Raw genomic sequence first — 11,951 nt, 5'->3', positions numbered from 1 at the left:
CGAGTATTCCTTTTTGCAATGGCTTTTGATATTTTATATTTATTGTTTCCTCGGCTGGTGCTTTGAATCGACGGTTGTTTCGGTCCAGCAGCGGCACGCGGTCAACCGCGGCTTTTTGCGGGGGCCCATGCTGCCGATCTACGGCTTTGGCGCGACCATGCTTCTGCATATCTCGCTGCCGCTGCATGACCGCCCGATCGCGCTTTTCCTTTGGAGCATGATCGCCGCGACGATTTTTGAATACCTTGTCGGCTGGCTGATGGAGACCATGTTTAAGGTAAAGTACTGGGATTATTCCGAGCACCGGTTCCAGTTTCAGGGACGCATTTGTCTGCAAAGCTCGATCTGCTGGGGCTTTATGGGGCTTATTCTCGCCCGGTTCATCCACCCGCCGATCGAGACCCTCGTCATTTGGCTGCCGCAGCTGACGCTGATCTTGGTCTGTGTGGCGCTGACCGCGATGTTTGCTTCCGATGTGGCTGTTTCCGTGCGCACCGCGCTCGATCTGGCCAAGGTGCTGGAAGAGCTCGACAAGCTGCGTCAGCAGGGCGAAGAGCTGCGTGAGCAGCTTTCCGAAACCGCTATGGTCAAGCTGACCAACCTATCCTACCGCGTGGACGAAGCGCGCGGCGAGCTGAACGAGCGCCTAGACGACGCGATGGAAAAAGCCACGGACGCCAAAGAAGAGATCCTTGCCCGGCTGGACGAGGTGCGCGCCCGCTTTGACGAACGCGCGGAAGGCCTGAAACGCACCCGGAAAAGCCTGCTGCGCGGCAACCCGACGGCCCGTTCGGCGCAGTATGACGACGTGCTTCAAAAGCTGAAAAAACACGTACAAACGAAGAAGCGCGGTTAAATACACATAAAATGCACAAAATGATGGAAAAGAATATATTTGAGCCCATCCGTTTTGGCAGTTTTTCGCTTGCTAAACTGCCCGCTCCGGGTGTATATTTAAAGAGGTAAAAAACCAAGCTTTTTTAGTGTTAGAAAGGCAGAAACGCCATGAAAAAATTTGTTTATGCAGATAACGCGGCAACCACGCCGCTCTCCACGCACGCCTTTGAAGCGATGAAGCCGTGGCTGACCGAATATTACGGCAACCCCTCTTCGCTTTACCGCATCGGCCGCGCGGCCAAGGAAGCGCTGAACGAAGCGCGCATACAGGTCGGCCGGGCGCTGAACGCGGCCTTCCCGGTCAATGAGCAAAATGATTTCGCCCCCGGCGAGATCATCTTCACCGGCGGCGGTTCGCAGGCGGACAACCTCGCCATCCGCGGCTTCATGCACGGCCCCGGCGCCAAGGGAAGAAAACACCTGATCACCTCCAAGATCGAGCATCACGCCGTTTTATACACCTGCGAGGCGCTTGAAAAGGAAGGCTTCACCGTGACCTACCTCGATGTGGATAACGAGGGCCATATCGATTTGGAGCAGCTGAAAAACGCGCTTTCCAAGGATACCGCGCTTGTCACCATTATGGCGGCAAACAATGAGATCGGCACGATCCAGCCCTTGCGCGAGATCGCCGAGCTGACGCACGCGGCGGGCGCTGTGTTCCATACGGACGCGGTGCAGGCCGTTGGCCATATGAAGATCGACGTGCAGGAGATGGGCATCGACATGCTCTCTCTTTCGGCGCATAAGTTCCGCGGACCGCGCGGCGTGGGCGCGCTGTACCTGAAAAAGGGCATCGCCTTGGAGCCGCTGGTCTATGGCGGCGGACAGGAGCGCGGCCTTGTATCGGGCACGGAAAACACGGCGGGCTGCATCGGCCTTGCCGCCGCGATTACCGACGCGATAGACGGCATGGAAGAAAAGATGCGCTACGTCCGCGGGCTGACCGACCGGCTGAAGGACGGCATCATGAAAATCCCCTATACCCACTTTACCGGCGACCCGGTGAACCGTCTGCCGGGCACGGCTTCGTTCGTGTTCGAGGCGATTGAGGGCGAAGGCCTGATTCTGCTGCTGGATAACGAGGGCGTGTGCGGCTCGACCGGCTCGGCCTGCTCGACCGGCTCCTTGGACCCCAGCCACGTGCTGATGGCAATCGGCCTGAAGCACGAGATCGCCCACGGCTCGCTGCGCCTGACCCTTGGCGAGCAGAACACCGAAGAGGACGTCGACTATATCATCGCGGCTGTCACAAAGGTCATTGCCACGCTGCGTTCGATGAGTCCGGTTTGGGAAAACGGCAAACCCAATCTCACCGCGGCAAGCGATTTGCACGCGCACTGATTAAAGGAGATAGAAAAGTATGCAATACAGCGAAAAGGTACTCGACCATTTCACCAACCCGCGCAACGTGGGTGAAATTGAAAACGCCAACGGTGTGGGCGAGGTCGGCAACGCCAAGTGCGGCGACATCATGAAGATCTACCTCAAGGTATCGGACGACGGCGTGATCGAGGACGTCAAGTTCAAGACCTTCGGCTGCGGCGCGGCAATCGCCACCAGCTCCATGGCGACCGAAATGGTCAAGGGCAAGACGCTTGAGGAAGCGCTGAAGCTGACCAACAAGGCGGTCGCCGAAGCGCTCGACGGCCTGCCGCCGGTCAAAATGCACTGCTCGGTATTGGCCGAGGAAGCGCTTCGCTCCGCGATCGCGGACTACTATAAGCGGCAGGGCAAGGACCCGACCGAGCTGCTCGGCTGCAGCATGGACTGTGCCGCGTGCCACGCGCATGATCATCACGAGCATTAAATCCAAGAAAAATTCATATACCAGTAGGGCAGATTGCAAAATCTGCCCTTTTGGCATGCGCCCATAAAAAAAGACAGGCCGAAGCCTGTCTTTTGCAGCGCGTGGATGGGGGAAGGTTTATGCTTGCTTTTCGGTGAAGGTGGTCAACGCGGCCTGTACGGCGCTGACGTTTGCATCATACGCGTCCGCCGTACCGGTCAGGATGCACACGTAGTAGGCCTTATCCGTGCCGAAATAGCTGACAAGCGCCTTGGCCTTCTGGCCGCTCTGCTCCACTTCATAAGCGTCCGACTTGACGCCCTCGATCGCGGGATCGCCGATCACGACCTCCGCGGCGGTCGGGTCTCCAAACGAGCCGAGCGTGGTTTGACGGTACAGATCGATCAGGCCGTCCAAATCTTTGATCGTGGTTTGCGCCTGCTCCATCGGCAGCGCTTGGATCATCACGGTAAAGCTCCGATCACTGTTGTCCAGCACCAGATGGTACTCATTGCCGCCGTCGGTCGTGGTCCAGCCGCCCTCGATCTCGGGCATGGATACCGAAAATGTACCGCTCGGCGCGTCATAGGCGGTCAGCGCGGCGACGTCCGGCGCGTCCGAAGCGCTGCTTGAGGCGTCGCCGCCGCACGCGGCAAGGCTCAGGGTGAGAAGTGCGGCGGTGAGTGCGGCAGCCAGCCGCTTCATGGTTTTCTGCATAGTTATGATCTCCTTCGTTCCTTTCAATTTCCCAAACGGGCAAACACAGTATAGCATGAATTAGTAAATATTTCAAATTATTTCTTATCGCACAGTAGGGATGGTGAACACATGATCGAAATAACAAAAAGCATATCGGCGCTTGCCGAATACCGCGAGGTCCGCGCGGCGATCAAGGCCGGGCAAACGCCGGTGCTCGCGGTGGGTCTTTCGCCGATCCATAAGGCGCATATCGCGGCGGCCCTACAGCTCGACCTGAACCGCCCGGTGGCCGTGCTGACTGCGGACGAATCGGGCGCGACGCGCATGGCCGCGGATATCGCGGGTTTTGCCGAACGGGACGTGCTTACCGTTTCCTACCGCGACCTCGTGATGGTAAACGTGGCGGGCGTTTCGCGCGGCTATGAGCAAAAACGGATCGCGGCGCTCTGCCGCCTAGCCGATGCGCCGCTGTCGGTGCTCTCCGCGCCGGCTGCGTTGCAGCGCACGCTGCCGCCCGATATCCTGCGCCGCGCAACGCTCACGCTGGAGGCCGGGCAAACCGCGCCTTTGGAAGGCCTGACCGCCCGCCTGACCGAGGCGGGCTACGAGCGCTGCATTCAGGTGGAGGGCACGGGCCAATTCTCCGTGCGCGGCGGTATTTTGGACGTATTCCCGGCAAACGCCGAGCACCCCTTCCGCGTTGAATTTTGGGACGACGAGATCGATTCGATCTCCACCTTCGACGTGGGCAGCCAGCGGCGGTTGGACAACGTTTCCTCTCTTACCTGCCTGCCGCGCATGGAAACGCTGGTGCATCTGGCCCCGGGCGGCGCGAACGGGCTGGCGGACGCGATCGAGCAGCTGCTGAAAACGCGCCGCAAAAAGCACCCCGATCTGGCCGCTCATATCGCGCGGGACGCCGAACGCCTGCGCGAGACCGGCTCGCTGCCCAGCGCGGATAAATATCTGCCGCTTATTTACCCGGAAATGACGACCGCGCTCGATTATCTGCCCGAAAACGCGGTTTTGCTGATTGAGGACACGCCCCGCCTGCATGAAGCCGCGCGGGATTTTGACGCGCGCGTGGGCGACGATATCACGGCCCTTTTGGAGCGCGGCGAAATGCCGCCCGACCCCGGCGATTTCACGCTTGATTTCGCGGGTCTGTGCCGTCTGCGCCGCCCCATCGTGCGGCTGGACAGCTTTTTAAACACGGTGCCCGAGCTGGCCCCGGCCGTTCTGCAAAATTTTACGGCCAGCCAAATGAACGCCTACGGCGGCAACCTCGATCTGGCCGCGGCCGATATCGCGGGCTTTATCCAGCAGGGCAAAGCGGTCGCCGTTGTGTGCGGCAGCGAGCTTCGGTGCAAAAACATGCTGGACGCGCTTTCCGGCGCGGGCGTCAAGGCGGCGCTGAGCGATCTGTTGCCCAAGCCCAAGCAAGTCGCTATTTTAGAGGGCACGCTATCCGCCGGCTTTGAATACCCGGAAACCGGCCTTGTCGTCATGACCGAAGGGCAGGTATTGGCCCGCCGCAAAAAGGTGGCGCCCCGTCGCGGGGGCCGCGACAGGGTAAAAAGCTATACCGATTTGACGCCGGGCGACCTTGTCGTGCACGAGCACCACGGCATCGGCCGCTTTGTCGGCATGGAGCGCATGGAGGTGGACGGAGCCGACCGCGATTTTATCAAGATCGCTTTCGCGGGCACGGATTTTCTCTATGTGCCCGCGACCAGCCTAGACCTGATCTCCAAATATATCGGCGGCGGCGATTCCGAGCGCACCCGGCTGAACAAGCTGGGCGGCGCGGATTGGTCGCGCGCCAAGGCGCGGGCCAAGGCCGCCGCCAAGGAACTGGCCGAGGGGCTGATCCAGCTATACGCCGCGCGCGCCAAGCTAAAGGGGTTCTCCTTCCCGCCGGACGACGAGTGGCAGCGCGAATTTGAGGACGCCTTCCCCTACGAGGAGACCGAGGACCAGCTGCGCTGCATCGCGGAGATTAAAAGCGATATGGAATCCGACCGGCCGATGGACCGCCTGCTCTGCGGCGACGTTGGCTTTGGCAAGACCGAGGTCGCGCTGCGCGCGGTGATGAAGTGCATCCTCGCGGGCAAGCAGGCCGCGATCTTGGTGCCTACCACCGTACTGGCCCGCCAGCATTTTCTGACCGCTTTGCAGCGCTTTCAGGGGCATCCGATCACCATCGAACTGCTGACGCGGTATAAAACGACCTCCGAACAGAAAAAGATTCTGCAAAAGCTGGAAGCCGGTTCGATCGATCTGGTCATCGGCACGCATAAGCTGTTCCGCAAGGATCTGAAATTCAAAGACCTTGGCCTGCTGGTCGTGGATGAGGAGCAGCGCTTCGGCGTGAGCCATAAGGAAACGCTCAAGGAAATGTCCAAGCAGGTGGACGTGCTAACGCTTTCGGCCACGCCCATTCCGCGCACGCTCAATATGGCGCTTTCCGGCATCCGCGATATGTCGGCCATCGAAGAGCCGCCTTTAAACCGCCACCCCGTGCAAACCTTTGTTTTGGAACAGAACGAAGGCGTGCTGCTGGACGCGATGCGCCGCGAGCTTTCGCGCGGCGGGCAGGTGTATTATCTGCACAACCATGTTGAATCCATCGCGCGGTGCGCGCTGCGCCTAAAGCAGCACCTGCCGGACGCCGAGGTCGGTATCGTGCACGGCAAAATGACGCAAAAGGAAATCGCCTCGGCCATGAACGCCATGGCGGACGGCGAGACCGACATCCTTGTCTGCACCACGATCATCGAGACCGGCATCGACATTCCCAACGCCAACACGCTGATCATTGAAAACGCGGACGCCATGGGTCTGGCGCAGCTGCACCAGATCCGCGGCCGCGTCGGCCGTTCCAGCCGCCACGCCTATGCCTACCTGACATACCGGCGCGGCAAGGCCCTCAGCGAGATCGCGCAGAAACGCCTTTCCGCCATTCGCGAATACGCGGCCTTTGGCTCGGGCTTCAAGATCGCCATGCGCGATCTGGAGATACGCGGCGCGGGCAACGTACTGGGGCCGGAGCAATCGGGCCACATGATGAGCGTGGGCTACGACCTGTACCTCAAGCTGCTGGAAGAAGCCGTGACCGAGGAAAAGGGCGAGACCCCGCGCGCCCGCGTCGACTGCGCGGCGGAGCTGCTGCTTTCGGCAAACCTTCCCGCGGACTATGTGCCGGACGCGGGCCAGCGTGTCGACCTGTACCGCCGCATCGCGCTTATCCGCACCGAGGAACAGAAGAGCGACATGCTGGACGAAATGATCGACCGCTTTGGCGAACCGCCGGAGCAAGCGGTCGCGTTGCTCGATATCGCGCTATTGCGCGCCAAGGCTTCGGAGCAGGGCATTTCCGAGATCAAGCAGGCGGACGGACGGCTGCTCATGACCTTTGCGGACGCGGATTTCCGCCGCCTGTCCGCCCTGTGCGGCGATAAGACCTATCGCGGGCGGCTGCTGCTCAACGCGGGGTCGACCCCCTATGTCTCCCTGCGTCTGGAAAAGGGCGAGGTGCCGATCGAAATGGCGGGCGAACTGGTCGAACGCTATGCCGAAACAGCCGAGAAGGCCGTTTCCATACACACCTGATAACCAAAATCACGTGGAAAGATTTGCCCACCACCCATGAGCATGTTATAATGATAAGGTATCATCTATAATTGGAGAACTCCCGCGCCGGAGCGCGCCATTAAATGGGGAATTGAAGCAAAGCTTCAATTTGACGAAAAACCGGCTTCGACGCGTGCCTGAAAGGCGCGCTCCGAAACCGGAATGCTCGATCGAAATGGGGCTTTGTTTCGATCGAAAAATATCATCATCGATTCTTAAGGCCATCGGTGATTCTTGAGGAGGAAGGGTATGACTCATCGTTTTAAAATACGGGCTTTGGCCGCGCTCCTTTGCGCGGGGCTGCTGCTGAGCGGCTGCGGCAAGGACAAGGTTAAAACCGCGCGGCTCGATCCGAACAATCCGGTCACCGTTACCGTGTGGCACTATTATAACGGCACCCAACAGGAAGCGTTCGACCAGCTGGTGACGGAATTCAACCATACCGAAGGGCTCGACCAAGGCATTATCGTCGAAGCGTCCAGCCTTGGTTCCGTTGTCGATCTGCAAACGAGCGTGCTGGATTCCGCCAATAAAAAGGTGGGCGCCGCCGAAATGCCCAATATTTTCGCGGCCTACGCCGATACCGCCTACGCGGTGGACGGCCTTGGCCTCGCGGCCGACCTGAACCCCTATTTTACCAAGGATGAGCTGAACGAATATGTGGACGGCTACATCGAGGAAGGGCGTTTCAGCACGGACGACAGCCTGAAGATTTTTCCGATTGCAAAATCCACGGAAATTTTCATGCTCAACAAGACCGATTGGGACGCGTTCGCCAAGGCCACCGACGCCGAACTGAGCCAGTGCGAGACCATCGAGGGCGTGACCGAGCTGGCGGAGCAGTATTACAACTGGACCGACAGCCAGACCGAAAAGCCGGACGACGGCAAGGCCTTTTTCGGCCGCGACGCGATCGCCAACTACTTCCTGATCGGCGCGGAACAGCTCGGCATGGAGATCTTCGCGCAGAAGGACGGCAAGCCCGCCCTGCATTTTGACGAAGACATCGTGCGCAAGCTGTGGGATAACTACTACGTGCCGTTTGTGCGCGGCTATTTCGCAGCAAACGGACGCTTCCGCTCGGACGACGTCAAGACCGGCAAGGTCATTTCGTTTGTGGGTTCGTCCTCCGGCGCGACCTTTTTCCCCAGCAGCGTCATCATAGACGACGATCACCAGTATCCGATCGAGGTAGAGGTGCTCCCCGCGCCGCAGTTCGAGGGCGGACAGCCCACCGCGGTGCAGCAGGGCGCGGGCATGGTCGTCACGCAGGCGGAGGAGAGCGAGGAATACGCCTCCGTCCTTTTCCTCAAGTGGTTTACCGATAAACAGCGAAACAGTAAATTTTCGATCGAATCCGGCTATTTGCCGGTCAAAAAGGAAGCAAACGACATCGAATACATACGCGAACAGGGTGCGACAAGCGACGGCGATATCGTCGACCGCATCGTATCGGTCGCGATCGACACGGTAAACGGAAATAAGCTATATACCCCCAAGGCATTTGCAAACGGCACCGAAGCGCGCAATGTACTGGAATACGCCATAACGGACGCCGCCGCGGCCGACGCCGCCGAGGTACAAAAGCTGGTGGACGCGGGTACGCCGCGCGCGCAGGCCGCCGCCCGCTTTACCACGGATGAACGCTTTGAAGAATGGTATCAGGCCACCAAAACCGAGCTGGAAGCGTTGGTGCAATAACGTATTTCCCCGGGAAAGACAGGTGAGACAGCTCCCATGAACAACCATAAACAGCGTGTCCGGCGCAGCGGCTCGATTGTGCAAAAGCTGTTTCGCCCGCTCAGTATCCTGTTGCTCGTTCTGATCGTCGCCATGGTCAGCGTGCTTTTCTTTGGGGGCGTGCTGCGCCAGCTTGACCAAAACGCGCTCGATATTTTGGGCGAGCAGGTCAAAAACCGCAAGGGGTATCTGGAAAATGAAATGGTCTCCGGCTGGACCGATCTGGGCCTTACCATTGATTCCATCAACGGCAAGGTAGAGCAGCTGCGGGACGGCAAGCAGATAGACCTTGCCCATATCGGCACGGATGAAGCCAGCTATAACGTCATGCTCGGCGCGGTAGCGGAGGATCTGATCAGCGTGATCCGCAAAAACTCGGTCACGGGCGCTTTTCTGATTTTAAACACAGACGACCTTTCGGAGGACGACGTACAGGACAAATGCGGCCTGTATCTGCGCGATCTGGACCCCGTGTCGAGCGCTTCGGACGATAATCGCGACCTGCTGCTCAAGCGCGCGCCGACCGCGCTGGTGGACAAGCTCGGTATCGCGACGGACAGCGATTGGCGAACAAAATTCACCTTTGAGCAGCAAAATAAATACGACGACCTGTTTTACCTGCCCTACCGCACCGCCGTTTCCCACCCGGAGCTTGGCTGGTCCGATCTTGGCTATTGGAGCGAAGCCTACCGCCTGCCGGACGACAGCCGTTCCGCGATCTCCTATTCGGTCCCGCTTCGCCTTGCGGACGGTACCCTGTACGGGGTCGTCGGCATCGAGCTGACGCTCGACTATTTGAGCAAGGTCATCCCCAACCGCGAACTGCTGGACGGTTCCAACGGCTCTTATCTGCTGGCCGTGACCGAGGACGGCGAGCATTTCCGCACAGTGTTTGCGAGCGGCCCCTACCAGTCGCAAGGCGTCAACGGCGCGGCGGCCGCGCTCACGCTTTACGGCGAAAGCAAAAACAACACGTTCCGTGTGGAAAGCGATTCGGAAAAGCTTTACGCGGCCGTGCAGTACTTATCCCTTTATAACTCCAACGCGCCGTTTTCCGGCACGCGCTGGGCCTTGATCGGCATAGCGGACAGCCACCATATTTTCCAGTTTTCCCGTTCGGTGCAGCGCACCGTGCTGTCGCTCGGCGTGATCCTGCTCGTTTTGGGCCTTTCCGTGGTCTGCGTGGTCAGCTATGCGATCTCCGAACCCGTCACCACGCTGACGCGCGATCTGGAACGCGCGGCGAAGGATAAGCCCCTTCGCTTTCAAAAGACCCATATCAAGGAGATCGACCTGCTGACCAGCAAGATCGAGTCGCTCAGCGACGATGTGTTTGAAACCTCGCTGAAATTCACCAAGATCCTTGAAATGGCCAGTATCCGCATCGGCGGGTTTGAGGTCAACAAAAAGACCGGCGCGCTTTTCGTGACGGATGATTTCTTCATGGTGTTCGGCCTGCCGAACATCGACGCGCACACGTTTTCCGTCAACGAATTTGGAGATAAGCTCGATTCGCTGCGCGATTATGTCGAGCAGCACGAAACCTTGTCGGACGGCGCCACGGAAAGCGTTTTCTGTATGCCGGGCACGCCGCGCAGCGTGTATGTGCGCCTGCGCTGCATTGAATCGGAGGAACGCGTCATCGGTCTGGCCGAGGATATCACCGCCGCCACGCTGGAACGGCAAAAGGTGGAGCATGAACGCGACCACGATTTGCTGACCGGGCTGCTCAGCCGCCGCGCGTTCCACCGCGTCATGAACGATTTGTTCACATTCCATCCGGAATCGCTCGGCATCGCCGCGCTTTTGATGGTCGATCTGGACAATCTCAAGTTCATCAACGATACCTACGGCCATGATTACGGCGATAAGTACATCCGCTGTCTGGCGGACAGCCTAATCCATTCCGCGCCGCCCGGCACGCTGGTCTGCCGCCAGTCGGGCGATGAAATGTTCGTTTTCTTCTACGGCTATGATTCCGAGCAAAAGATCCGCAACCTCATCCGCGCGCTCAAGCAAAACCTGAATACGCAGAGCGTGCCCTTGCCGGACGGCGGTAAATTCCCGATCAGCGCGTCGGGCGGCATCGCCTGGTATCCGCGCAACACGACCGACTTTACCGAGCTGGTGCGATATGCCGACTTTGCCATGTACGAGGTAAAACGCAACGGCAAGGGCGACCTTTATGATTTCGACATGCTTTCCTACCGCTCGGCCACCCGGCTGCAGAAGTGCCGGGAGGAATTCAACCTGCTGCTTGGCGGCGATCATTTGATTTATTACTGGCAGCCGATTATCAGCACCCGCACCGGCGATATCTTTGCGTATGAAGCGCTGATGCGCTCCGACCTTGAAACGCTGAAAATGCCCAAGGACATTTTGGAGATCGCGCAGCAGGAAAGCCAGCTCAACCGCATTGAATCCATGACGCTGTTCAGCGCCATGGGCAGCTTTGTTTCGCACTGTGAAAACGGGCGCATCGCGCCGGGCGTGCGCGCCTTTATCAACTCCATCCCCAACCAACTGCTCACGCAGGAGGATTCCGAGCAGTTTGAAACGCGCTTTGCCGATTATCTGCCCCGCTTTGTGGTGGAGATCACGGAAAACGAGCGCGTGCGCGAGGGCGTGTTGGAGGAAAAGCGCCGCTGGAACCGGCGCTGGAACGCCGCATTCGCGCTGGATGATTACGGCAGCGGATACAACAGCGAATATGTGCTGCTGACGCTCGCGCCAGAATACGTCAAGATCGATATGTCGCTTGTGCGCGATATCGATATCGACCGCGATAAACAAAAAATCGTCGGCAACCTGATCTCCTACGCCAGTGAGCGCGGCATCCGTCTGGTGGCGGAGGGCGTGGAAACGAAGGCCGAGCTGGAAACGGTCATCCGCATGGGCGTGGATTATGTGCAGGGCTATTTTCTTGCGCGCCCGGCGTTCGAGCCGCCCTTGGTGCCGGAGGAGCTCGTGCGGCTCGTCCGTTCGATCAGCGCGCAAAGCGGCCTGCCTACTAACGGCAATGGGCGCACTTGACTTTGCGCTTCGCGCTTGCTATACTGGTTTCACAATAAAAAATAGCGTATCGTTGCGAAGAAGGGAAAGAGTACCCGTTTTCGCCCGCTTCAGAGAGGGGCCGTCTTGCTGCAAAGGCCCTGCGGGGGAACGGCGAACGTGCGTCCCCGAGCATCGGGGG

The 11,951-nt window shown here is 59.1% G+C and carries 7 protein-coding genes; 6 read left to right on the top strand and 1 reads right to left on the bottom strand.

The window, feature by feature from the left end:
- Positions 1-25: 25 nt before the first annotated feature.
- From NE562_RS09605 to nifU, 3 genes are all read left to right on the top strand, one after another.
- Positions 26-856 carry a putative ABC transporter permease gene (locus NE562_RS09605; protein WP_280962196.1) on the top strand — a complete coding sequence of 277 codons (831 nt, stop codon included), beginning with the start codon at positions 26-28 and terminating at the stop codon, positions 854-856.
- A gap of 149 nt (positions 857-1,005) precedes the next feature.
- Positions 1,006-2,241: a cysteine desulfurase family protein gene (locus NE562_RS09600; RefSeq protein ID WP_280962195.1), complete on the top strand. Its 1,236-nt coding sequence runs from the start codon at positions 1,006-1,008 to the stop codon at positions 2,239-2,241.
- Positions 2,242-2,260: 19 nt separating this feature from the next.
- Positions 2,261-2,707: a Fe-S cluster assembly scaffold protein NifU gene (gene nifU / locus NE562_RS09595; protein ID WP_280962194.1), complete on the top strand. Its 447-nt coding sequence runs from the start codon at positions 2,261-2,263 to the stop codon at positions 2,705-2,707.
- A 117-nt stretch (positions 2,708-2,824) separates the two neighbouring features.
- Here nifU and NE562_RS09590 read toward each other — a convergent pair whose 3' ends face one another.
- A complete protein-coding gene (locus NE562_RS09590; protein WP_280962193.1) occupies positions 2,825-3,403 on the bottom strand; it encodes a hypothetical protein in 579 nt (192 codons plus the stop codon).
- A 111-nt stretch (positions 3,404-3,514) separates the two neighbouring features.
- Here NE562_RS09590 and mfd point away from each other — a divergent pair, with 111 nt between their 5' ends.
- The 3 genes from mfd (at position 3,515) to NE562_RS09575 (ending at position 11,791) form a co-directional block, all read left to right on the top strand.
- Positions 3,515-6,997, top strand: a complete 3,483-nt coding sequence (gene mfd, locus NE562_RS09585) for a transcription-repair coupling factor (RefSeq protein ID WP_280962192.1) — start codon at positions 3,515-3,517, stop codon at positions 6,995-6,997.
- A 270-nt stretch (positions 6,998-7,267) separates the two neighbouring features.
- Positions 7,268-8,719: an extracellular solute-binding protein gene (locus NE562_RS09580; protein ID WP_280962191.1), complete on the top strand. Its 1,452-nt coding sequence runs from the start codon at positions 7,268-7,270 to the stop codon at positions 8,717-8,719.
- Between the two features lie 36 nt (positions 8,720-8,755).
- The gene (locus NE562_RS09575; protein WP_280962190.1) at positions 8,756-11,791 is read left to right on the top strand and encodes an EAL domain-containing protein; all 3,036 of its coding nucleotides are present in this window, start codon (positions 8,756-8,758) and stop codon (positions 11,789-11,791) included.
- Positions 11,792-11,951 lie beyond the last annotated feature (160 nt).

The sequence above is a fragment of the Butyricicoccus faecihominis genome, assembly GCF_024462775.1.
Lineage (GTDB): Bacteria > Bacillota > Clostridia > Oscillospirales > Butyricicoccaceae > Agathobaculum > Agathobaculum faecihominis_A.
This window is presented reverse-complemented; position numbering and strand designations above follow the sequence as displayed.

Coding starts and splice junctions, on each gene's coding strand:
- NE562_RS09575 (WP_280962190.1), top strand. CDS start 8,756: ATGAACAACCATAAACAGCGTGTCCGGCGCAGCGGCTCGATTGTGCAA.
- mfd (WP_280962192.1), top strand. CDS start 3,515: ATGATCGAAATAACAAAAAGCATATCGGCGCTTGCCGAATACCGCGAG.
- nifU (WP_280962194.1), top strand. CDS start 2,261: ATGCAATACAGCGAAAAGGTACTCGACCATTTCACCAACCCGCGCAAC.
- NE562_RS09580 (WP_280962191.1), top strand. CDS start 7,268: ATGACTCATCGTTTTAAAATACGGGCTTTGGCCGCGCTCCTTTGCGCG.
- NE562_RS09600 (WP_280962195.1), top strand. CDS start 1,006: ATGAAAAAATTTGTTTATGCAGATAACGCGGCAACCACGCCGCTCTCC.
- NE562_RS09590 (WP_280962193.1), bottom strand. CDS start 3,403: ATGCAGAAAACCATGAAGCGGCTGGCTGCCGCACTCACCGCCGCACTT.